This is a genomic window from Actinacidiphila rubida, assembly GCF_900110255.1.
In the GTDB taxonomy this organism is placed as follows: Bacteria; Actinomycetota; Actinomycetes; order Streptomycetales; family Streptomycetaceae; genus Actinacidiphila; species Actinacidiphila rubida.
Genome location: NZ_FODD01000013.1, coordinates 53,278 through 74,877, shown reverse-complemented (window position 1 = coordinate 74,877; position 21,600 = coordinate 53,278). Strand labels below are relative to the sequence as shown.

General features: G+C 74.6%; 17 protein-coding genes. 9 read left to right on the top strand and 8 right to left on the bottom strand.

Annotated elements, in window-relative coordinates:
• Positions 1 to 26: 26 nt before the first annotated feature.
• The 5 genes from BMW99_RS14845 to BMW99_RS14825 all read right to left on the bottom strand — a co-directional run bounded on the left by BMW99_RS14845 (position 27) and on the right by BMW99_RS14825 (position 5,501).
• On the bottom strand, positions 27 to 2,300 hold the full coding sequence (locus BMW99_RS14845; RefSeq protein ID WP_075016936.1) for an FtsX-like permease family protein: 2,274 nt from the start codon (positions 2,298 to 2,300) through the stop codon (positions 27 to 29).
• Complete coding sequence (locus BMW99_RS14840; RefSeq protein ID WP_079176054.1) at positions 2,297 to 3,037, bottom strand: ABC transporter ATP-binding protein; 741 nt, start codon at positions 3,035 to 3,037, stop codon at positions 2,297 to 2,299. Before BMW99_RS14840 ends, BMW99_RS14845 begins: the two co-directional genes overlap by 4 nt.
• Positions 3,034 to 3,558 (bottom strand): PadR family transcriptional regulator, encoded by a 525-nt coding sequence (locus BMW99_RS14835; RefSeq protein WP_069462077.1) that lies wholly within the window; start codon positions 3,556 to 3,558, stop codon positions 3,034 to 3,036. The genes BMW99_RS14840 and BMW99_RS14835 overlap by 4 nt, the downstream gene beginning before the upstream one ends.
• A 221-nt stretch (positions 3,559 to 3,779) precedes the next feature.
• Positions 3,780 to 4,787, bottom strand: a complete 1,008-nt coding sequence (locus tag BMW99_RS14830; RefSeq protein ID WP_075016935.1) for a class I SAM-dependent methyltransferase — start codon at positions 4,785 to 4,787, stop codon at positions 3,780 to 3,782.
• A 120-nt stretch (positions 4,788 to 4,907) separates the two neighbouring features.
• Positions 4,908 to 5,501: a helix-turn-helix domain-containing protein gene (locus BMW99_RS14825; protein WP_075016934.1), complete on the bottom strand. Its 594-nt coding sequence runs from the start codon at positions 5,499 to 5,501 to the stop codon at positions 4,908 to 4,910.
• A 98-nt stretch (positions 5,502 to 5,599) separates the two neighbouring features.
• Between BMW99_RS14825 and BMW99_RS14820 the strand changes: the two genes are divergently transcribed.
• The 3 genes from BMW99_RS14820 (at position 5,600) to BMW99_RS14810 (ending at position 7,980) form a co-directional block, all read left to right on the top strand.
• Positions 5,600 to 6,628 (top strand): NAD(P)/FAD-dependent oxidoreductase, encoded by a 1,029-nt coding sequence (locus BMW99_RS14820; protein WP_075016933.1) that lies wholly within the window; start codon positions 5,600 to 5,602, stop codon positions 6,626 to 6,628.
• A 107-nt stretch (positions 6,629 to 6,735) separates the two neighbouring features.
• Positions 6,736 to 7,089, top strand: a complete 354-nt coding sequence (locus tag BMW99_RS14815) for a hypothetical protein (protein WP_075016932.1) — start codon at positions 6,736 to 6,738, stop codon at positions 7,087 to 7,089.
• A gap of 120 nt (positions 7,090 to 7,209) precedes the next feature.
• Positions 7,210 to 7,980, top strand: coding sequence for a hypothetical protein (locus tag BMW99_RS14810; RefSeq protein ID WP_143080535.1), 771 nt, complete (start codon positions 7,210 to 7,212; stop codon positions 7,978 to 7,980).
• A gap of 103 nt (positions 7,981 to 8,083) precedes the next feature.
• Here the strand turns inward: BMW99_RS14810 and BMW99_RS14805 are convergent, their stop codons facing one another.
• Entirely contained in the window at positions 8,084 to 9,685 is a 1,602-nt protein-coding gene (locus tag BMW99_RS14805; RefSeq protein ID WP_075016930.1) for a phospholipase C, read from the bottom strand.
• A gap of 31 nt (positions 9,686 to 9,716) precedes the next feature.
• On the bottom strand, positions 9,717 to 12,914 hold the full coding sequence (locus tag BMW99_RS14800; protein ID WP_141726374.1) for an NHL domain-containing protein: 3,198 nt from the start codon (positions 12,912 to 12,914) through the stop codon (positions 9,717 to 9,719).
• Between the two features lie 303 nt (positions 12,915 to 13,217).
• Here BMW99_RS14800 and BMW99_RS14795 point away from each other — a divergent pair, with 303 nt between their 5' ends.
• The 3 genes from BMW99_RS14795 to BMW99_RS14785 all read left to right on the top strand — a co-directional run bounded on the left by BMW99_RS14795 (position 13,218) and on the right by BMW99_RS14785 (position 17,285).
• Complete coding sequence (locus BMW99_RS14795; protein WP_069466205.1) at positions 13,218 to 13,919, top strand: FadR/GntR family transcriptional regulator; 702 nt, start codon at positions 13,218 to 13,220, stop codon at positions 13,917 to 13,919.
• The gene (locus BMW99_RS14790) at positions 13,916 to 15,298 is read left to right on the top strand and encodes a hypothetical protein (protein ID WP_107485367.1); all 1,383 of its coding nucleotides are present in this window, start codon (positions 13,916 to 13,918) and stop codon (positions 15,296 to 15,298) included. Before BMW99_RS14795 ends, BMW99_RS14790 begins: the two co-directional genes overlap by 4 nt.
• A 130-nt stretch (positions 15,299 to 15,428) precedes the next feature.
• Positions 15,429 to 17,285, top strand: coding sequence for a GMC family oxidoreductase (locus BMW99_RS14785; RefSeq protein WP_075016929.1), 1,857 nt, complete (start codon positions 15,429 to 15,431; stop codon positions 17,283 to 17,285).
• Between the two features lie 343 nt (positions 17,286 to 17,628).
• Here BMW99_RS14785 and BMW99_RS14780 read toward each other — a convergent pair whose 3' ends face one another.
• The gene (locus BMW99_RS14780) at positions 17,629 to 18,735 is read right to left on the bottom strand and encodes a hypothetical protein (RefSeq protein ID WP_075016928.1); all 1,107 of its coding nucleotides are present in this window, start codon (positions 18,733 to 18,735) and stop codon (positions 17,629 to 17,631) included.
• Positions 18,736 to 18,945: 210 nt separating this feature from the next.
• On the opposite strand from BMW99_RS14780, the gene BMW99_RS14775 reads away from it, so the two are divergent.
• The 3 genes from BMW99_RS14775 to BMW99_RS14765 all read left to right on the top strand — a co-directional run bounded on the left by BMW99_RS14775 (position 18,946) and on the right by BMW99_RS14765 (position 21,467).
• Positions 18,946 to 19,677: a class I SAM-dependent methyltransferase gene (locus BMW99_RS14775; RefSeq protein ID WP_069467148.1), complete on the top strand. Its 732-nt coding sequence runs from the start codon at positions 18,946 to 18,948 to the stop codon at positions 19,675 to 19,677.
• 17 nt (positions 19,678 to 19,694) lie between these two features.
• Positions 19,695 to 20,168 carry a peptide deformylase gene (locus BMW99_RS40075; protein WP_075016927.1) on the top strand — a complete coding sequence of 158 codons (474 nt, stop codon included), beginning with the start codon at positions 19,695 to 19,697 and terminating at the stop codon, positions 20,166 to 20,168.
• 114 nt (positions 20,169 to 20,282) lie between these two features.
• Complete coding sequence (locus tag BMW99_RS14765; protein ID WP_107451809.1) at positions 20,283 to 21,467, top strand: beta-ketoacyl-[acyl-carrier-protein] synthase family protein; 1,185 nt, start codon at positions 20,283 to 20,285, stop codon at positions 21,465 to 21,467.
• The last annotated feature ends 133 nt before the right edge of the window (positions 21,468 to 21,600 follow it).

The window sequence follows — 21,600 nt, the reverse complement described above, 5'->3', positions numbered from 1 at the left end:
CCGCACGCGCGGTCCCGGTACGGGGGTCAGTCGTTGCGGGCGTTCTCCGGGCCGGTGATCCGCGCCAGCAGCGGCATCGTGCACCCGATCACGCCGAGCGCGGCGATGACACCACCGGCGACCATCGCGTAGTACTCGCCCCCGGGCGGCCGCAGGGAATAGCCGAGTTGGGCCTGGAGGAAGAGTTGCGCGGCGAGGAAACCGGTGGCGATGGCGACGACCGCGACGGCCAGCAGCGGCACCGTGCTCTCCAGCAGCACGACCGCGCGCAGCGTGCGCAGCCGCACCCCGGTCAGCCGCAGCAGGCTGAACGGCCGCCTGCGGTCGCTGAGTCCGCCCGCGACGCTGACCGCCAGACTGCAGCCCGCGATGGGGAAACTCACCGCGATGACCACGTCGGCCAGTTGACGGTAGCCGTCCAGCTCCGCCGACCTCCGCGCGCGGTCCTCACCCACCGTGTACGGCGGGTCGTCCGCCGGGTACGCCCTGGCCAGCACGGTGCGGGCCCGCTCGATCGCGGAACGGGAACCGTCGGTGGTCACGGCGATCTGCGTCACCGGCAGGCTCCGCAGCGCGGCACGGCTCATCGGGACGGCCGGCCAGGTCGACGGCCACGGCCCGCCGACCAGACCGTAGCCGTCGAAGCTGGACGCGACCGACGCGACCGCCGCACCGGTCGGGCACGTGCCGTACACCGGCATGGTGGCCAGCTGCGCGCAGTCCGCCAGCCCGCCGTCGAGGGCGCGCTGGGGGCGGCTGCCGGCCGTCGGGTCGGAGTGGACGAGGGTCACGCCGCCGACGCCGTGCACGGCGCGCAGTTCGGCGAGCAGGCCGTCCGGCGGGGTCGGCACCGTACCGACCCTGAGGCCTGGGGGCACGTACCTGGCGTGATCGCTCATGACCGTGTTCCGCACGGTCGTGCCGGCACTGGGCAGCCCGCGTTCGTGGACCATGGCGTCGATCACGCCGACCGCTCCCGACGTCACGCACAGGGCGAGGACCAGACCGCTGACCGCGCGGAATCCCGCCCTGGGGTCGTCGGCCAGCCGCCGTCCCGCGACGAGCGCGGCGGGCCGGCCGGCGCGTGAGGCCAGCAGCCGGGCACCGGCCATCGTCAGCCACGGTCCCGCCAGCACGACCCCGCCGAGGACCAGCAGGGTGCCGGGCAGGAACGCCCGCACCTGGCCGCCGCTGGTGGGCGGCCGGCGCCCGATGAAGTAGGCGAGTTCGAGCAGTCCGGCCACCAGCGGCACGACACGGTAGGCACGCGGCGGCCTGGGCGTGGCCTGGCGGGTGACGCCGAGGGGTGAGATCCGCACCCGCCGCAGCGCGATCCGGGCGGACAGCGCCGCGGCCACCGGCACGCCGAGAGCGACGGCGAGGACGTCGGTGGTGGTGAGCGACAGGTCGCTGAGGAAGAACGGCGAGGTGGTGAAGGTGACGTGGGCGAGCAGCGGGCGGAGCAGCGCGTACAGGCCGAAGCCGGCGGCGACGCCGGTGGTGGCGGCGACGGTGGACTCCACGGCGGAGATCAGGGAGATCTGCCGGGGGGTCGCTCCGACGAGCCGCATCGCGGCGAACCGCTGCTCGCGGCGGGTCGCCGACAGCCGGGTGGCGGTGGCGACGAGGACCAGCACCGGGAAGATCATGGCCGCGGCGACGACGGACAGGATGAGGTTCATGCCGTTGTGGTCGGTGCCGATCTCGCAACTGGGCCCGTCGCACCGGCCGGGCGACAGGGTGGCGATGGCGTCGACCTTCACCGCGTCACTGCGCCCGGCCAGTTCGTCCGGGTGGTGGCCGATGACGATGATCAGCGAGTCGGGGCCCGGCAGGGCGGCCTTTCCGAGGGTGCCCACCAGGTGGCCCGGATAGCGGTCGGCGAGTTCGGCGGCCGGTACGGAGCGGATCAGCGCGGCCATCGCCGGGGACGCCACGTACTGGCCCGGGCCCGGGAGCCGGGACATGCCGGGCGGGACGGGGGAGTGGGGGCCGGTGGCGGCGGTGTCGATCCGGCCGATCAGCCGGCCCTGGAATCCGTCGGCGCGGATCTGCCACCACAGCGGGTCGGCGGCCGCGGATCCACCGGCACGGCTGCCGGTCGCGGCGGCCGAACCGGTGCCGCTGCGGCCGGTGTTGAGCCAGGCGTTGCGGTCGTTCTGGGTGCCGGTGGCGTTGAGCGCGGCCAGCGTGCCGAGCAGCAGCCCGGTGCCGAGCGCCACCGCCGCGGCGATGATGACCAGGCGGACGACGGCGTCGCGGCCGGCGCCGAGTGCCAGGCGCAGGCCGAGACGGATCACGGGCCGGTCCTTCCGAAGGACAGCGAGGTGACCTTGCCGTCGCGCACCATGACCTCGCGGTCGGCGCAGGCGGCGACCCGCGCCTCGTGGGTGACGATGACGGCCGTCGTGCCGTTCTCGCGGGCGGTGTCGACGAGCAGTTCCATCACCTGTTCACCGGTCAGGGAGTCCAGCGAGCCGGTGGGCTCGTCGGCGAACAGCACGTCGGGGCGGGCGACCATCGCCCGCGCCAGGGCGACCCGTTGGGCCTGGCCGCCGGACAGCTCCCCCGAGCGCCGCCGTCCCAGCCCCTCCAGGCCGAGCCGGTCGAGCCAGTCGCGGGCCTCGGCGAGTGCCGGGCCCCTGCGGGTGCCGCCGAGCAGCAGCGGCATCGCGACGTTCTCCTCCGCGGTCAGCTCCGGGACGAGCTGCCCGAACTGGAAGACGAACCCGAAGCGGTCCCGGCGCAGTTCGCTGCGTTCGGGTTCGCGCATCCGGTCCACCCGGCGGCCGTCGAAGAGGATCTCGCCGCTGTCGGGCACGAGGATCCCGGCCAGGCAGTGCAGCAGTGTCGACTTGCCCGAGCCGCTGGGCCCCATGATGGCCAGGATCTCGCCGGAGGCCACGGACAGGTCCGCGCCGCGCAGCGCGGGCGTCCGGCCGAAGGACAGCTCGGCGCCGCGTGCCTCGACCAGAGGCGCGTCGGGGTCCCGCCCCTCGCGCGGGACGCGGTCGGAGCGCGTGGTGCGTACGGTCACGGGCGCACCTCCTCGGCGAGTGCCCCGAGGCGGGCCTGCGTCACGTCGATCCAGCGCAGGTCCGCCTCCAGGCGGAAGATGCTGTGGTCGGCGAGCAGCCTGTCGACCAGCGGTCCTTTGCGTCTCACCTCGGTGAGCTCGCGCATCCGCTGGACGTGCGCGGCCCGTTGCAGGTCCAGGTAGGCCGAGGCGTCGCGGCCCAGCATCAGGGCGAGCACGACCTTGGTGAACAGCTCGGTCTGCAGGTGCTGTTCGGTCTCCACCGGCTCGGTGAGCCAGGTCTCGACGTCGGTGGCACCGCGTTCGGTGATGACATAGCGCTTGCGGTCGGGGCCGGCGCCGGGTTCCGCAGGTCCGACCACCACCTTGCCGTCCCGGGCGAGACGGCCGAGCGTCGAGTACACCTGGCCGAGCAGCAGCGGTTTGCCCGGGCTGAAGTACGTGTCGTAGTCCCGTTTGAGGTCGTAGCCGTGGCTCGACTGCCGTTCCAGCAGTCCGAGAAGCGTCAGAGGAACGTTCACACTCGGTGTATACACTCAGTGTGCACACCCCGTCAACGGAGGTGGCGTGTGGGGGACGATGACGAGGTGACGTGGTCGACCCGACCGAGGAGAGCGCGAGTTGGGACGGTGCAGGTGAACGCATCGCGATCCGCCGCACGTCCGACCGCGCGCCCTTCGCTCGCCGGAGTGCGCCGCACCGGGCCGGCACCTCAGGTCATGCCGCTCGCCCCGGTCATGGTTCAGGGCCGGGCAGCCCAGGCGGTGCGCTCGGTGCGCATCGTCAGGTCGCCCCGGTGCAGCACGCCGTCGGGGGCGGCGGTGTCCAGGAGCCGGTCCAGGGCGGCCAGATCGGACGCGGACAGGTCGTCCGCGACGGCGCCGTGCAGTCGCCGAAGCGCTGACAGGGCGTAGCGCCCGAGGGTTTCGGAGCGGGCAGGATCGAGCCCGGCGCGGTCGAGGCGTACCGCCAGGGTGCGTTCGGCCGCGAGGGTGAACCCCGCCGTGCTCAGCTTGGCGCCCCAGTCGGCGCCCCGGTGCCGGAGCTGCTCGGCGTGGCGGCGGTCGGACAGGGCGTGGGCGCGGTCTTCGAGGCCGGGGGCGTCCCGCGGGGCGTCCGCCGGCAGGAAGCGGGGGAAGCCCGCGAGTTCGACGACGGCGAGCAGGCCGCCGGACGCGAGGACGTCGCGGATCCGCTGAAGGGTGCGGTCGGGGTCGGCCATGTGGTGCAGGGACGCCGACGCCCACACCAGGTCGGGACGGCCCAGGTCCGGCCAGCCGGCGTCGAGGTCGGCCCGCACGGTGCGGACCCGGCCGGCCACCCCGCGCTCCGCGGCCTTCTCCCGCAGCCGGTTCAGGTGGGCGGGGGAGAAGTCGACGGCGGTCACCTCGGCGTCGGGGAAGCGGGCCAGCAGGGCCAGCGTGCCGGCGCCGGTGCCGCAGCCGAGGTCGACGACGCGGCGCGGGGCACCGTCCACGGGCAGCCACGCGGTCAGGGACGAGAGCTGCTCAGCGAAGACCTCCGCGTCCAGGTCGAGCAACTCCGCGTGGTCGTCGTCGTGGGCGCCGCCGTGGGCCGCGTGATCGTCGGATCCGTGGCCGTGGCGATGCCCCTCGCCGCTGTGGCTGTGGGTGGGGCTGTGGCCGTTTCCGGGCCCGGGCTGGTGGGGGGCGGCGTCCGGGTCGTGCGACGCGGGCCGGTCGTGGGCGGGTGCGCCGTCGTGGGCCGAGTGCGGCAGGGGATGGCTCATGCGGCACACGCTAGGGCTGCGACGCGTCCGCGGCCCGCCTCCTTTCGCCATCCGCAAGACGATGGTCGCCGCGGGTGCCGAAACGGCAAGCCCGGGCCCTCCGCGGACCCATGGCCAAGGTCACTGGCCGGCGGCGGACGCCGGCCCCGGGCTCTCGCCGCGCTGGTGGCTGCGCCGGGCGTCGCGGTCGAAGATGCCGAGGATGTCGCAGGGCCCGCCCTCGGCGCCCATCGCGTGCGGCAGCATGGTGGGGAACTCGGCCGCCTGGTTGGTCTCGACGCGCAGCCGCCGGTTGCCGAGCAGCAGGGTCGCCGTGCCGGACAGGACGACGAGCCACTCGCGGCCGGGATGGGCGCGCATACGGGCCGGGTTGTCCGGCGGCGGGGCGGTCAGGCGCTGGCGCAGGACCGTCATGCCCGGCTCGGCCTTGATCGGCCAGCGCAGCATGCCGCGGCTCGCGTCGATCACCGGGTTGGCGATGACGTCGTCCGTGCCGGTCTCGACCAGTTGGTCCAGGGAGGTGTCCAGGGCCCGGGCGAGCGTGACGAGCTGGTCCAGCGCGAGGCGGCGCTGCCCGTTCTCGATGCGGCTCAGTGTGGACTGGCTCAGCCGCGCCCGTGTGGCCAGTTCCTCCAGGGACATCCCCTGTGCGACCCGCAGTGCGCGGATGCGCTTGCGCACCAGGCTGTCCAGCTCGCCGTGTTCTTGCGTCATGAGCAACATGATATGCCCTTGCCGCAATGTCGGCCTACGGTCGACCGCAGGCCCCGTGACCGGGCCGCCCCACCTGACGAACGACGAAAGGGCACGCCATGCCGATGACACCGGACGTGACAGCGACGGACCGCCTCCCGGAGGAGACGGTGGACGCCGTGGTGATCGGCGGCGGGGCCGCGGGGCTGAACGGCGCCCTGATGCTCGCCCGGTCCCGCCGCTCCGTCGTCGTCATCGACGGCGGCGACCCGCGCAACGCGCCCGCGGAAGGCGTGCACGGACTGCTGGGCCTGGACGGCACGCCGCCGGCCGAGCTGCTGGCCCGGGGCCGCGCCGAGGTGCGCGGCTACGGCGGCCGGGTCGTGGCGGGCGAGGTGACCTCCGCCGTGCCCGGCGCATCCGCGCCCGGGGGCGACCCGCGCTTCACCGTCACCCTGGCCGACGGCCGCGCGGTGCGGGCGCGTCGCCTGCTCGTCGCCACCGGCCTGCGGGACGTCCTGCCGGACATCCCCGGCCTGGCCCCGCACTGGGGACACGCCGTGGTGCACTGCCCCTACTGCCACGGCTGGGAGGTGCGCGACGAGCCCATCGGCGTTCTCGCGGTGGGCCCGGCATCCGTCCACCACGCCCTGCTCTTCCGGCAGTTGACCGACGACCTGGTGTACTTCACGCGCGGCACCGCTCTCGACGAGGACACGCGGGCGCGTTTCGCCGCCCGCGCCGTCCAGGTCGTCGACGACCCGGTGGCCGAGGTCGTCGCCGCGGGCGACGGCGGCATCGAGGGCGTGCGCCTGACCGACGGGCGCGTCGTCGGGCGTCGCGTCCTGGCCGTCGCGACCACCCTGCGGGCGCGCACCGAGGGGCTGGCGGACCTCCGGCTGCCGATGGCCGACCTGCCCGGCGGGATGGGGCACCACGTCGCCGCGGGCACGGCCGGTGCCACCGGCGTTCCCGGAGTGTGGGTGGCCGGCAACGCCACCGACCCCATGGCGCAGGTCGGCGCCTCCGCCGCGGCCGGCGCCCTCGCCGGCGCCCACATGAACGCGGACCTGGCCGCCGCCGACACCGAGGCGGCCCTGACCGCTGCCCGCGCCGGCGCCGCGGAAGCGGCCACGACCCCTGCCTGAACGGGGAGTCGACCACCGCGGGCGCACCACGCACATGACATCTGTCATGCGAAAGGGTGGACCCCCGGCACTGGGGTGCCGGACGCCGCCGCCCGTACCTTCGTGCCGTGACGAAGACAGGTGGGACCACCCCGGAGAAGACCGACGTCAAGGTGAGCCTGATCGGCGGTCACCGGCTCGGCGGCGCATCGCTGCACGAACGCACCGTCACCGCGTCCCTCATCGGAGGTGCCGATGTCGACCTCACCGACGTCGACATCCCCGAGGACGCGGAACTGCGGATCACCAAACTGAGCCTGATCGGCGGTGTCAGCCTCAAGGTCCGCGCGGACGTCGTCGTCGAGGTGCGCGGCATCCGCCTGGGCGGGGTCACGGACGACGGCCCGACCCGGGCCGGCGGTCCGACGGTCCGCATCGACGCCTGGGGACTGATCGGCGGCGTCACGGTCACCCGCCTGTGACGCCGCCCGGCCGCCGCGCCACGGGGGTGTGCGGCGGCCGGGCGGAGGGGTCCGGGCGGAGGGGTCCGGGCGGGGCCACCTGCCCGAAGGCCCGTCAGGGCCGTGTGCCAGCATGCCCGCGTGTACCTTGCACCTGATCCGGCCCCGGACGACGTCCTCGCCCCGATGCCCGGCGTCGCATGGCTCGCGGACGTGGAGCGGGATCCGGTCGGTGCCATGGAGTCGTTCCTGCTGGGCTGGTACCCGGCCCCGGACCCGGCGGACGACGACGGGTGCTGGGAGACCGGCGGCGGGGAGCCCGCGGAGGCCGACGCCTTCGCGCCCGGCGCGCTGCCGCGGGCGCTGGCCGCCCTGTACCGCGTGGCCCGCCTGCGTCCCGCCGTCCACGGTTTCCACGATCCACTGGCCGGGCGGCCGCAGCGCGCGGCGGGGCCGCTGGGCGACCGGCTGGTGTTCGCCGGTACCGACGAGGGCACCTGGGACTGGTCGGTACCGTGGCCGCCGGAGGCGGCGGGCGGGGCCGACCCGCCCGTGTGGCTGACCTTCTCCCCTCACCGGCCGGACCCGGAAGTGGTCGTCGAGCATGAGCCGTTGAGCCGGTTCCTGCTGCAGTACGTCCTCTTCGAGGCGCAGCACGCGGCGCCCTACCAGGCGTGGACGCGGGTCATGCCGACGACACGGCTCGCGCCGCTGCGCGACGTGCTGCGGCCGCTGCCCCTGAGTCCGTTCCTGCCCATGTTCACCGCCGAGCGCCTCTTCGTCGCGCCCGGGCTGCTCGTCCAGATCAGCGCTGACGACGAGGAGGCCGTTTTCAGCGCCGGCACCCTGCACCGCGAGGCGCTGGCGCCACTCGGCGAACTCCCCTTCCCCTGGACCCGGTTCGACGGCTGAACGGCCGAACGGCCGCAGGGCCGCCCGCTGGTGGCGGGCGGCCCTGCGGTTGCGGGGGCGTCCTGGTGGGAGCGCCCCGCGCACGGATCGGGAGGGCCGGGGATCAGTCCTGGCTGTCGTCGCCCTCGCCGTGGCCGTGCCCGTGCGGCTGGCTCGGCATGGTCTGGCTCGCCCCCGGCCGGGACGGCATGGGCTGGGTCGCGGCCGTCGCCTGGGCGGCCAGGTTCGCGGCCGTGGTGGACGCGTCGAACTGCGGGTTGGACGGCGCCGGCTTGCGGTCGTGGAGGTCCAGCGCCCCGGTGAAGTCGCCGAAGGTGCGGCGCCGCCACGTGCTGATCGGCGTGAACGTCACCGGGCCCTTGCCGGACAGACCGCCGGCCGCGGTCACCGACTCGATGAACTGCAGGCCGGAGGTGTGGTCGGAGACCTCGGAGAAGACCCGGCCGCCCACCGTCCACGGCGACACGATGATGCAGGGCACCCGGAACCCGCCGCCGACCGGCAGGCCGCCGCCCGGCGTTCCCTTCGGGGACGGCATGGTCACGAACTCCTCCGGGTGCTCCCGCTCGTCGGGGACCGGCGGCGGGACGTGGTCGAAGAAGCCGTCGTTCTCGTCGTAGTTGAGGACGAAGACCGTCGAGTTCCACAGGTCCTCGTTGGAGGCCAGGGCCTCCAGCTTGGACGCGAGGTACTGCGCGCCGGCGGCGGGCAGGTTCGGCGGGTGCTCGTCGGCCTCGCTCGGCATGAACAGCCAGGACACGTCCGCCAGCACGCCGTTGGCGCAGTCCTCCTCGAAGGCCAGCGCCGGGTCCGTCGCCAGGGTCGGGGCGGTCGGGTTGCCGTACCCGCCGGGCGTACCGTCGCCGTACAGCGTGCCGCCGGTCATCACCGAGTTGTAGAGCCCGGCCGGCAGCGTCGTCTTGTTCTGGAAGTTCGCGAACCAGCCGAAGACGTTGAACCCGCTGGTCGCGCCGGAGAAGTACGTCTTGACGCCGTAGCCCGCGTCGAACAGGATCTCGGCCGCCGACGGGTACGTCAGCGGGTTCGGGGTCACCGTCTCCAGCACGGGCCCGCCGGACTTGCCCTGCGGGTCGTTCGTGCCGGACATCCATACCAGCCGGTTGGGATCCGTGGGACCCATCACCGAGCAGTGGTAGTTGTCGAGCAGGGTGAAGGACTCGGCGAGCGCCCAGTGGAACGGGATGTCCTCGCGGGTGAAGTAGCCCATCGTGTAGGAGCCGTTGACGTCGCCGTCGGAGGCGAGGTGCGTGGACAGCCAGCCGTCCATGGCGCCGTGGTTCCACGCGGCGTGCTGGTCGCGCCAGTCGTGCGACAGCGAGGGGATCGCCGCGGCACCCGTGGTGAGGGTGGACATGTGGAACGGCTCCAGATAGCCGTCCGGGTTCGCCGGATCGGGCTGCTGGAAGACCGAGTTGCCGTTCGGCAGGCGGATCGCGTGGGGGTCGCTGAACCCGCGGACGCCGGGGAACGTGCCGAAGTAGTGGTCGAAGGACCGGTTCTCCATCATCACGTACACGACGTGCTTGATCTGGGAGAGGCTGCCCTTGGCCGGGCGGGCGGAAGCGGCCCGCGCCAGGTTCTCCGGCAGCAGTCCCGCCATGCCGGCGGCGCCGGCCATGGTCGCCGCGCTCAGGAAGAACCGGCGGCGGGATATGCCCGGACGGGCGGAGTCGGTGCTGCTCATCGTCTGCTTTCTTCGTCTCTCGCGGACCGGGTCACGACGCCTGGGGAGCCACGGGGCCCGGGGCGTTTCCGGGCTGGGCGACGCCGAGCACCTGGGCGACGGCGTTGTTGCGGGTGTCGGCGATGTACAGGAGGTGGGTGGACGGGTCGACCGCCACCGCGTAGGGGGTGTTGAGCTTCGAGGCGGAGGGCGCGGCACCGCTGGTCTCGCCGCCGGGCGCGGCCGCGGAGTTGACGACCGTGGTGATGGTGCCGGCCGCGGTGATCTCGCGGATCGCGTTGTTGAACGTGTCGGCGACGAACAGGTCGCCGGCACCGTCCAGGGCCACGCCCTGCGGGTCGTTGAGGCGGGCGGAGGTCGCCGGGCCGCCGTCGCCGGAGAAGCCGCCGAGCCCGTCGGCGGCCTGGTCGGCGGCGTGGTCGCCGGCCACCGTGGTGATCGTCCCGGTCGCGGCGTCCACCCTGCGGATCACGTTGTTGGACGAGTCCGCGACGTACAGGTTGCCCGCGGCGTCGAGCGCCAGGCCGTGCGGCTGGTTCAGCTGGGCCCTGGACGCCGTCTTCCCGTCACCGGCGTACCCGGCCTTGCCGGTGCCGATCACCCGCAGGACGTCGCCCTTCGCGGACACCTCGACCACCCGGTTGTTGTGGGTGTCGGAGACGTACACGTTCTTCGCCGCGTCCACCGCCACGGCCGTGGGGCCGTCGAGCTGCGAGGACCTGGCGTCGTGGGACAGCCTGTCGCCGGCCGTGCCGCTGCCGGCGAACCGCTCGATGGTCCCGCCCGGGGTGATCACGCGCACCACGTTGTCGCCGCTGTCCGCGACGTACAGGGCGCCGGAGCTGTCCACCGCGGTGCCCGAGGGCTGGTACAGGGTCGCGTCGGCGGCCTTGCCGTGGTCGCCCCGCTCCCCGGACGCCTCCAGCGAGCCGGCCAGGATCGAGGTCTCGCCGTCGCGGAGTTCGGCCACCACGTTGTCGCCGGTGTTCGACACGTAGACCGAGGCGTCGTCGACGGTGGCCAGTTCGGCCCGCACGTTGGACGCGACGGCCGGCGCGTGGCCGGGGCCGACGCCGACGGACACGCCCGCCGGACGGTACAGGGATCCCGGGGTGACGTTCGGTACGACCGCGCCGCTGCCCGGGTCGACGTGCGTGCCGGCGGAGTCGCCGACCGACGCGTACGGCATCGTCTGCAGGATCGGGCCGCTGGGCACGGCGCTCTGGCCGATGGTCAGGGCCAGGTTGTCGGCGGTGCCGTCGCTGTTGGCGCCGCTGCTGACGCCGACCGTGGCGACCGTGACCACGATCTTCTCGGTGCCGGCCGGGACGGTGCCGTGCCAGGCCTGGTGGACCAGGCTGGAGACGCTGCCGCGCTGCGCGGCGGTGACCGGGCCGATGACCGCGGACCCCACGGTGTCGCCCTTGCCGTTCTGGAACACGGCCGTGACGGTGGCGTAGTCGTTCTGCGTCGAGTAGCCGCCGAGGTCGCCGGAGAGCCGGAACGGCTGGCCTCCGGTGCCGAGCGAGGCGACGTCGATCGACTGGGTGCTGGTGGTGGTCACGCCGGGGATCGAGACGGTGCTGGGGTTGGTGCCGCCGTAGAAGACGCGGCTGCCGGTGACACCGGGGTACGTGGACGTCCGCGACTCCTGCGTGCCGTCCGGCGGGTTGAGCGGGGACGCGCTGGTCCAGCAGTCCGCGACGGTCTGGTCGTCGCCCAGGGGCGCGCCGAGCGCCGTCGCCGCGGTCCAGTCCTCGGCGCCGGGGTTGGCGATGAGGTTGGCGTCGAGCGCGGGGGTGACCTGGTCCGCGGCCGGGCAGGGGGCGGCCCAGCTCTGGCCGGTGGCCTTCTGGCCGATGGTCAGGTTCAGGTTGTCGGCCGCGCCGTCGCTGTCGGCGCCGCTGTTCACGGCGGCGGTGACGACCGTGACCACGATCTTCTGCGTGCCGGCCGGGACGACGCCGTACGTGCCGTCCGGCAGCAGCTCCGAGGTGCCGGCGCGCTGCGCGGCGGTGGCGGGGCCGATGCGCGCGCTGCCGATGCTCGCGCCGGAGGCGTTCTGGAAGGTCGCGACGACCTCGGCGTAGTCGCTCTGCGTCGAGTAGCCGCCGACGTCGCCGGTCAGCTTGAACGGCTTGCCGTCGGCCTTGAGCGAGCTGACGTCGATGACCTGGCTGCCGGTGGTGACGACGCCCGCGACCTGCACGGTGCTGGGGTTGGTGCCGCCGTAGAAGACGCGGCTGCCGGTGACGCCCGGGTACGTCGACGGCTGCGACTCCTGTGTCCCGTCGGGCGCGCCCAGCGGGGAGGCGCTGGTCCAGCAGTCCGCGACGGTCTGGTCGTCGCCGGCCGGCGCGCCGAGGTCGGTTGCCGCGGTCCAGTCCTCGGCGCCGGGGTTGGCGATGAGGTTGGCGTCGAGCGCGGGGGTCACCTGGTCGGCCGCCGGGCAGGGTGCCGCCCAGCTCTGGCCGGCACCGGCCGCGGCGATCGTCAGGTTCAGGTTGTCGGCGCGGCCGTCGATGCCGTAGCCGGAGCTGACGCCGGTGGACGCGACCGTCACCAGGACCTGCGTGGTGCCGGTGGGCACGGTGCCCACCGCGGCCTCCGGGATCAGGCTGGTGATGTTGCCGCGCTGCGCGGCGTTGACCGGGCCGATGACCGCGGAGCCCAGGGTGCCGCCGTCGGCGCCCTTGAACTCGGCGGTGACCGTGGCGTAGTCGGCCTGCGTGGTGTAGCCGCCGATGGCACCGGTCAGCGTGTAGGACCGCCCGCCCGCGTCCAGCGTGCCGAGGTCGATCAGCTGCGTCGCCGTGGTGGTGACGTTCACGATCGAGACCTGCGGGGTCTCGTAGTCGTAGCCGCCGTAGAAGGTACGGCTCCCGGTCTGGCCCGGAGCGGACGACGACGTGGACTCCAGGACGGCGCCGGGCGCGTCCATGGGCGAGGTCGCCGCCCAGCAGTCGGGGACGTACTGCGGGTCGCCGTCGGGGGCGCCCAGGTCGGTGACAGCGGTCCAGTCCTCGGCGCCGGGGTTGGCGATGAGGTTCGTGCCGAGGGCCGGGGTCACCGTGTCTGCGGCCGGACACGCGGCGGTGTATCTCTGGCCGGTGCTGGCCGCTGCGGCGGACCCGCCGACGCCGTCGGTCACGACGAGACCGACGGCCGTGGCCGTCGCGGCGACCACTGCCGCCACGATCGACCAGCGGGCCTTGCGTTGTAGTTTCATGATCCTCATTGATGCCCAGGGCAACGGATCAGGTGAGGACCGCTCCTGTCCGTTCGGCGACCGGCAGGTGAACAGTCGTCATACGGGCTGTGGGTCCGGTGTGCGTTGCCCGGTTGGTTCCCAGGTCACCGGGTGTGGGCCGTGCCACGGCATTGGTGACGCGATGCGCGGATTGCTTCCGTGTTCCTCCCATGTCCCTTGCTGGGCAAGGGAGTCGGGCGCACGTGGGCCGTTGACGCCGCCGTCGCGCGGTGGTTGAGTGGCTGAGCCACCGGATCATTTGAACGTGTGTGGGAGGACCGTATGGAGGCGCTGCCTCGCGACACGATCGTGGACGTCCTGGAGGGACGCCTGCGCGAGGACATCCTCGGCGGGCGCCACCCGGCGGGAAGCCTGCTGCCGCCGGAACGCCGGCTGGCCGACGGCTACGGCGTCACCCGCACCACCCTCAAGCACGCTCTCGAACGGCTCGTCCAGGCCGGGTTGCTGGAGACCCGCCACGGAGTGGGCACCAGGGTCAGGGACTTCGCTCGATCCGGCGGCGCCGACCTGCTGCCGATGCTCATCCGGCACAGCCCCGACTGGATCGGCGAGATCTTCGAAGTGCGGTGCTCGATCGGCGCGTTGATCGCCGAACGGGCGGCGACGCGGGCCACCGCGGAGCAGCGTGCCGAACTGGCCGCCCGCCTCGCGGACGTGCGGGCCACCACGGGCGGCGAGGACACGCAGCTCGCCGACGTCGACGTGCACCGCGCCCTCGCCCGTGCCACCGGCAACCGGGTCTACCTCCTGCTCACCAACACCCTCTTCAACGCCTACCTGCCGGTCCGGGCCCACCTCGTCGGGCCGTTCATCGACCCGGAGGAGGCCCACCGGCGGCTGGAGCCGGTGGTCGCGGCGGTCGTGGCCGCGGAGCCGAAGGCCGCCAGGGCCGCCGCGGACGTCTACCTGACCGAGACCGAGGCCCTGATGACAGCCGGCCTGCGGGCGAAGGGCACGTCATGACACGCGGCACCACGTTCCGCGAGACCATGTCCGGGACCGTCCGCCTCGACGACGGCCGGGTCCGCCCGGTCCGGCTGGACCTGCGCGCGTCCGCGGACCGGGTGCTGCGCCCGCTGGGCACCACCGAGGCCCGCGTCGAGGGGCGCGTCCGCATCGCCGGCCTCGCCGACGACCCGCGGCTGACCGGCGAGTTGGAGATCTCGCCGCTCGCCGCCAGACGCATCCGCTACCGGCTCGCGTTCACCGCGGACGGGCGCCGGCTGGTGCTCGACGGCTGGAAGTCCGTCACCCCGCGGCGACCCGTCACCTCCATGACCGTCCTCCCGTTCACGCTGTACGAGGACGCGCGGCCGATCGGCACCGGCACGCTCCGCTTCCGTCCGGTCAGATCGCTGGCGCCGTTCCTCGCGAGCTTCCGCTTCCCGCTCCGCGACGACCCGGACGCACTGGCCGCGCCCCGCTGGAAGGGTGCCGCCGGCCGCACCGAGGTCTGGTACACCACGGTCACCGACCCCGCGACCGGCACCGGGCTCTGGCTGCACCACGAACTGACCGCACCCGCCGACGGGTCGGCGGCGTACGCGCACGGCTGGGCCGCCGTCTTCCCCAAGGAAGGACCGGTCCGCCACGCACGCTTCGGGCCCCTCCCGTGGACGCCCGGCGGGCCGGGCTTCACCGCGGCAGGGGTGAGTGCCGGACCGGGACGCCTGGCCGGCGAGGCCGGAGCGATGCGCTGGGAGCTGACCGAACAGGCCGCCGGCGCAACGCTGTTCACCTTCCCGCGCTGGTCCTGGCGGCACCCGCTGCTGCCCGCCGCGCAGATCCTGCCGGCCGCCCGTGCCACATACGACGGCACCTTCGCGCACGAGGACGGCACCCTCGTCCTCGAGGGCGCGCCCGGCGCCTCGGCCAGGATCTACGGCCACGGCAACGCCCGCCGATGGTCCTGGCTGCACGCCGACCTGGGCGGCGGGGACGTCCTGGAGATCGTCGCCGCCGTCTCCATGCGCCCCGGACTGCGGCGCCTGCCCCCGCTGGTGTTCCTCGCGCTCCGGCGGAACGGGCGGACCTGGCCGCGCCGCCCCGAACGCTCGGCGATCGGCTGGGCCGGCGCCCTGCGGTTCCGCGCCGCCATCGGCCTGCCCACGTGGACGGTGACCGGACGCGCCGGGCTGCGGCGGATCCGCGTGACCGTCACCCAGCCCCCCGATCTGACCCTCGCGCTGGACTACACCGACCCCGACGGCAGCCACGCCACGTGCCACAACTGCGAACGCGCCGACGTCGACGTCCGGTTGGACCGCTGGTGGGGCCGATGGCGCCCGGAGGCCCACTGGCACCTCGACGGCACCGCCCACGCCGAGGTCGGCACGCGGTGACGGGCCGAAGCGCCGCCCGCTGCCTGAGGTCGTGCCGGGGCCGGCACCCGGCGGCGGCTCGACGGATGTGCGGAGGCGCGAGGCAGGGCGGGTGGGCGGTGGCCGGATGCGGCGTGGGGGAGGGGCGCGAATGAGGCTGGACGGGCTGGTCGCGGCGATGCTGGCCGCCGAGGGCGGCGAGGAGTGGGCCGCCCGCACTCCGGAGCGGCTGGAGAGCCTGCTCGCGGCCGTACCGCTGCCAGGACGCGCCGGATACCGCGCGGCGGCCCGCGCCGTCGAGGCCTATGCCGTGGCCCGCACCGGCCGAAGGCTGGCCGCGCTCAAGCCCGCCGAGCGCGAGAACGTGCTCGCCGGGCTCGCGCGCAGGCCGCGTCTGCAACCGGCACTCGACCTGCTCAAGGTCCCCCTGCTACTGGCCGCCGGCACCGAACGGCTGCCCGGCGGCACCGCCGGCCCCGCTGGGCACGTCCGCCCGGACCCGCCGCTGGACTGCACCCCCGGCCACGAGTGGCCGCGGCGCAGCACCGCCGACGCGGTCGTGATCGGCTCCGGAGCGGGCGGCGCCATGGCCGCCCGCACGCTCGCCCGCACCGGCGCCCGCGTGGTCGTCCTCGAAGAGGGCGACCACCACACCACCGCCTCCTTCGGGCGGCGCGCCCCGCTGGACCGGTTCACCGACCTCTACCGTGACGGCGGCGCCACCGTCGCGGTGGGCGACCCGCCCCTGCTGCTCCCCGTCGGCCGGGCCGTCGGCGGCACCACCGTCGTCAACTCCGGTACCTGCTACCGCACTCCGGAAGCCGTCCGCGCCCGCTGGGTCGCGGACTTCGGCTTCACCGCGGCCGAGGACCTGGACCTGTACCTGGACGAGGCCGAACGCACCCTGAACGTGGCCACGCAGAGCCTCGACGTCCTGGGCGCCAACGGGCGCCTCGCGCTCGCGGGCGCGGCGGCCCTGGGCTGGCGGGCCGCACCGCTGCGGCGCAACGCCCCCGGCTGCCGCGGCTCCTGCCAGTGCGTCGTCGGCTGCCCCACCGGTGCCAAACAGAGCGTGCAGCTGTCGGTGCTGCCCGACGCGTGCGCCGCCGGAGCCAGGATCGTCACCGGAGCGCGGGCGCTGCGCGTCCTCGTCGACCCCGACCGGCCGGGCGGGCCGCGCGCCGCCGGCGTGCGCGTGGCCGTGGCCGGGGGAGAGGCGGGCGGGGCGCGGGAGGTGGAGATCCTCGCGCCGCTGGTCGTGGTCGCCGCCGGCGCGCTGCAGTCCCCGCCGTTGCTGCGCCGCTCCGGCCTCGGCGGCCACCCGCGACTCGGCCGCAACCTCAGCGTCCACCCCGCCACCAGCGTGGCAGGCCGGTTCGCCGAGCCGGTCACCGCGTGGCAGGGCGTGCTGCAGAGCGTCGGCGTGGAGGAGCACCACCGGCACGGTGTGCTCATCGAGGCCACGGCGACCCCTCCCGGCATGGGCTCGTTCGTCCTGCCGGGCCTGGGCCGCGCACTGCGGGGCGAGTGGGAGGACGCCGACCGGCTCGCCACTCTGGGCGCGATGATCGCCGACCTGCCGTCCGGCCGGGTGCTCGGCCGCGACCGCACCCTGGTCCGCTACCGACTGGCCCGGCGTGACGCCGGACGTCTGATGCGGGCCGTCCGCGCCATGGGCGAACTGCTCCTCGCCGCAGGGGCGGAGGAGGTGCTGACCGGGGTGCCGGTCGCGCCGCGGGCCCGGTCGCTCGCCGAACTCGACGCGATCCTCGCGCGCGTCGGGCCCAGGCAGCTCCACCTGTCGGCCTACCACCCCACCGGCACCGTGGCGGCAGGCGCCGACCCGCAGCGCGCGCCCGCCGATCCCTCCGGACGGCTGCGCGGCGTCCACGGGGTGCTGGTCGCCGACGGCTCGGTGCTGCCCTCCTGCCCGGAGGTCAACCCGCAGCTGAGCATCATGGCCGCGGCCCTGTCGATCACGGACGCCGCGTCCCGCGCCCGGCCCTGACGCCGTCCCGGCCGGCAACATCCGCCGGAGGTGTCCGAGTTGGCGGAACGCCGGTGAGACGGACGGCCGCGGCGTCACGCGGGCGGGGCTTTCCGCCGCGCCCCGCGTGACGCTGACCGACCATGGCTGCGCCGCCATCGGAACCACGCTGCCCGTCCGATCCCGGCGGCGCCCCGCGGCCGGCGAGTCCGGCCTCCGCCCCGCCGGTCCTCCGGCCGGTGTGCGCCGCGCAGTTCCGGCCGGTTCGGCCGGTTCCGTCGACGCCGCGGGCGCGGCCCGACCGGCGGTCGTGCCCGGATCAGCAGGCTGGCCGGCAAGCCCGGCAGCCCGACAGCGGGCCCGGTCACGCGGAGAAGCGCTCGCCGGCGAAGGACTGCACCGCCGGGCCGATCCGTTCGGCCCCGCCGGGCAGGCGGTCCAGCCGCACGAGCACGTGCGCCACGTGGCCGTCGACCACGTGGGAGCTCTCGCGGGCCAGCGGGACGCCCGGCACCGGCCAGACGATCAGCCACTGCCGGGTGTCGCTGGCGCCGGGGCAGGGACCGACGGTGACCGCGGCCACCGCCTCCCACGGCACCCAGAACTCCGTGCCCGCGACGTCCCGCACCCCCAGACCGTCGGGCCCGACCCGCAGCCGCAGCGGGCGGCGCCAGCGTCGGAGGGAGTGCACGCCCAGCCACCAGGCGGCCGCCGTCACCGCGAACCACGGGCCGAACAGGACGGGTGAGAAGGGAAGTTCACGCCGGGTGGCCAGGTCCGCCAGCGGCAGCAGCAGGACGGCGGCCAGGGCCAGCAGGGCTCCGGCGGCGAGACCCCGGGCCGTGCGCGCGGGGCCCGGAATCGCCGGCGTGAAGAACACCTCGGGCTTCGGACCGCGGTGCTCCGGGCCTGCCACGGACAGCGGCGTCGGCTGCCGCACGGCCCGCGGCGCGGTCTCGAACCGGGCGCCGCCGTGGCGCGCGAGCGCGCCCGCCAGGTCCGTCACGCTCTGGTCCAGGTCGTGGGTCCGCGCCAGGGTGTAGCGGAGGCGCACCTGCCCCGCGTCGGCGAGCACGTTCGACAGCACGCCCTGGCCGCGGTCCGGCCGCCGCGGCAGGCCGACGCCCGGTGCCGGCCACAGCACCAGCAGCGGCGGCGGCTGCGACTCGTCGTCGGAGCGCGGCGGATGGTGCAGCGCGACCGCGTCGATCTGCTCCCAGCTCAGCTCCGCGTCGTGCAGGGTGATGCCGAAGTCGTCGACGCGCAGCCGGAACGGCTTCCGGGAGCGGGCGAGTTCGCTCCACCCGCCCCACAGCCCGGCCGACGAGAGCACGATGACGACGAGCGGGCCGGCGACCCCGCCGCCCCGCCCGGCGACCAGCCAGGCCAGTCCTGCCAGCACCCCTGCGCCGGCGAACGCCAGCGTCGTCCTCGCGCGCCGCGCGAGTCTGCGCCCGACCGTGAACTCCACCCTGCCAGCCCCCTGTTGTGGTCCCATGCCAGCCGGCCCTCGGCCGGCCCCGCGCCGCCCCCCGGCTCGGCCCGGGGCACGCCTTCGCCCCGCACCGCCACGATGCCCCACCGGCCGGGCTCTTCGGCAGCCCCGAAACGGCCCTGGGGCACGGCGGTGACATCACCGTCACACCGGTAACCGGGCGTTCACCGGCTTAGAGTCGGAGCCATGACGGATGCCGACGCCTGTTTCGCCCACCCCCGGCTCGCCGCGATCTACGACCCGCTGGACCCCGACCGCCGCGACCTCGACGCGTACCTCGGAATGGCGGCGGAGTTCGGGGCCCGCCACGTGCTGGACCTCGGCTGCGGCACGGGGGTGTTCGCGCTGCTCCTGACCGCACGCGGGTTCGAGGTCACCGGCGTCGACCCGGCGCGCGCGTCCCTGGACGTGGCCGAGCGCAAGCCCGGCGCCGGACGGGTGCGGTGGATCCACGGAGACGCGGGTGAACTGCCCTCGGCGCAGGCGGACATGGTGACGATGACGGGCAACGCGGCCCAGGCGCTCGCCGACGCCCCGGCCTGGCAGTGCATGCTCGCCGGCACCTGGGCGGCACTGCGCCCCGGCGGGCGCCTGGTGTTCGAGACCCGTGATCCGGCCCGGCGTGCGTGGACCGAGTGGAACCCGGACGACTCCCGCCGCCGCACCTGGATCGAAGGCGTCGGCGACGTGGACACCTGGGTCGAGACGCTGGACGTGAGCCTGCCGCTGGTGACGTTCCGGTCGACGTACGTGTTCGCCTCCGACGGGCAGGTACTGACGTCCGAGTCGACGCTGCGCTTCCGTGAGCGCGACGAGGTCGAGGGTGAACTGGCCGCGCACGGCTACACGGTGGAGAGTGTGCGGGACGCACCCGACCGCCCCGGACGGGAGTTCGTGTTCGTCGCGCGCCGCTCCTGAGCCCGCCGTCGGAGCCCGTGCGTATCGGCGGCCACGTCCTCAACCCGGTCGTGGACGAGGCCGAGGAGTCGGGGGAGCGCCGCCTGCTCGAAGCGGAGGAGGGCTGCCTGTCCGTCCCCGGCCCCACCGTCGGGCTGCACCGCCACGCCAGGGCGGTGGTGCGCGGCCAGGACAAGGACGGCGCGGCCGTGGTGATCGGCGATGCCTGCTCACCTTCCCGTGGAAGCCCCGCAACGCGCGCTGAGACACGAGAGGGCCAGCGGGGCCCCGCCCCGCCCGCCCTTCCCCCGCCGGGTCCGGGCCGGTCCGCTTCACGACCGGTAGGCGCCTTCGTCTGTGGGACGCCTGGTGTGACGGGCTCCACAGGTACGCCCGAAAAGCCCGATATAAACGGCCGAAACGGGGTTGCGGCGCCCCTGGACACCCTGCGGACGTGGCCCCGGTCACTGCGGCGACGTCACGTGAGCCTCTATCGTCCCAATTGCCCGTGAACGAGTGAACTGATGCGCTTTGATGCGCATTTGGTCAGAAGGTTCCGAAGTGACCGGCGTCATGGCGCCGGACCGTTCACGTGACTCGAGGCTCTCCGTCGAAAGGTGCCCATCGTGACCGCATACCTGTGCCCGCCCGCGGTGATCCACGGCGAGAACTCCGTGGAGACCGACCGGATCCTGGCGGAGGTGCGCGACCGGCACCCCGAAGCGCCGTGGCTGTCGCGGATGGACGGCATCGCGTCCAGCACGGGTATCGAGGCCCGCGGGTGGATGCTGCCGCTGGAGGCCGCCACCGCACCCGGCGCGGGGAACGGCCTCGGCGCCCCGGGCGCCGGTGCGGCCCGCGAGGCACTGATCCGCGACGGGTTCTCCCCTGAGGACGTCGACCGTGTGATCACCGCGCTGGAGGCGATTCCGGCACCGCAGACCGTCCAGGAGCGCACCGAGCCCGCGTGGGAGGCCGTACAGGCGTACGGGGAGCGCGCGGCGCGCGGGGCCCTGCAGATCGCCGGCATCGACGCCTCCGACGTGGACTGCCTGATCACCAGCAACTCCACCACCCCGGCGCTGCCCGGCCTCGACGTCGCCCTGGCCGACCGCCTGGACCTGAGCGACGACGCGCTGCTGCTCCCGGCCACGCAGTGGGCGTGCATCGCCGGTACCCGCTCCCTGGCGCTGGCCGCCGAGCTGGTCGCGGCGGACCCGGACCGCGTGGTCCTGGTCGTCATATCGGAGGCGCTGAGCACCACCTACCAGCCCGCCGACGACACCCTGGAATCCCTGATCGTCCGGCTGCTCTTCGCCGACACCGCCGTCGCCGCCGTGGTCACCGGCCGCCCGCGGCCCGAGGCCGTGCTGCGGCTGGACGCCTCCTGGCACGACACCCTGCCCGGCACCCAGGACCTGCACCGGCTGGAGACCCGCACCGACGGCACGCACTTCGTCATGGACCGCCGCGGCCCCCGCGCCGTCCAGGAGACCGTCACGTCCATGTGGGAGTGGCTGGGCGAGCGGCACGCCGGCGACGGCCAGGCGTGGCACCCCGACGTCCTCCTCGCGCACCCCGGCGGCACCCGCGTGCTGGAGTACATGGAGCAGACCATGCCCGACACGTGGCCGGACGACCTGCTGCGCTTCAGCCGGGACAGCTACACCACGGGCAACCGCGGCGGCGCCGCCGTCTTCGACATCCTGCGCCGCGCCCACGACGCCGGCCAGGAGGCGGGCAACCGGGCCGTGCTCTACGCGGCGGCTCCGGGCCTGACCGCCACCGCCATCGAGGGTGAGTGGCTGTGACGCGGGGCTGAGGCCCCTGTGGCCGTCCTGTACAGCTGTACAGCCGGCCGTGACGCAGGGCCCACTCCGTGCCCTCCCTTGCGCGCCGCGCGTTCCCCGGTCCGGGCGTACGCCGGCGCGCAAAGCGTTGACC

Coding starts and splice junctions, on each gene's coding strand:
- BMW99_RS14830 (WP_075016935.1), bottom strand. CDS start 4,787: ATGAGCCATCCCCTGCCGCACTCGGCCCACGACGGCGCACCCGCCCAC.
- BMW99_RS14825 (WP_075016934.1), bottom strand. CDS start 5,501: ATGACGCAAGAACACGGCGAGCTGGACAGCCTGGTGCGCAAGCGCATC.
- BMW99_RS14820 (WP_075016933.1), top strand. CDS start 5,600: ATGCCGATGACACCGGACGTGACAGCGACGGACCGCCTCCCGGAGGAG.
- BMW99_RS14805 (WP_075016930.1), bottom strand. CDS start 9,685: ATGAGCAGCACCGACTCCGCCCGTCCGGGCATATCCCGCCGCCGGTTC.
- BMW99_RS14800 (WP_141726374.1), bottom strand. CDS start 12,914: ATGAAACTACAACGCAAGGCCCGCTGGTCGATCGTGGCGGCAGTGGTC.
- BMW99_RS14795 (WP_069466205.1), top strand. CDS start 13,218: ATGGAGGCGCTGCCTCGCGACACGATCGTGGACGTCCTGGAGGGACGC.
- BMW99_RS14790 (WP_107485367.1), top strand. CDS start 13,916: ATGACACGCGGCACCACGTTCCGCGAGACCATGTCCGGGACCGTCCGC.
- BMW99_RS14785 (WP_075016929.1), top strand. CDS start 15,429: ATGAGGCTGGACGGGCTGGTCGCGGCGATGCTGGCCGCCGAGGGCGGC.
- BMW99_RS14775 (WP_069467148.1), top strand. CDS start 18,946: ATGACGGATGCCGACGCCTGTTTCGCCCACCCCCGGCTCGCCGCGATC.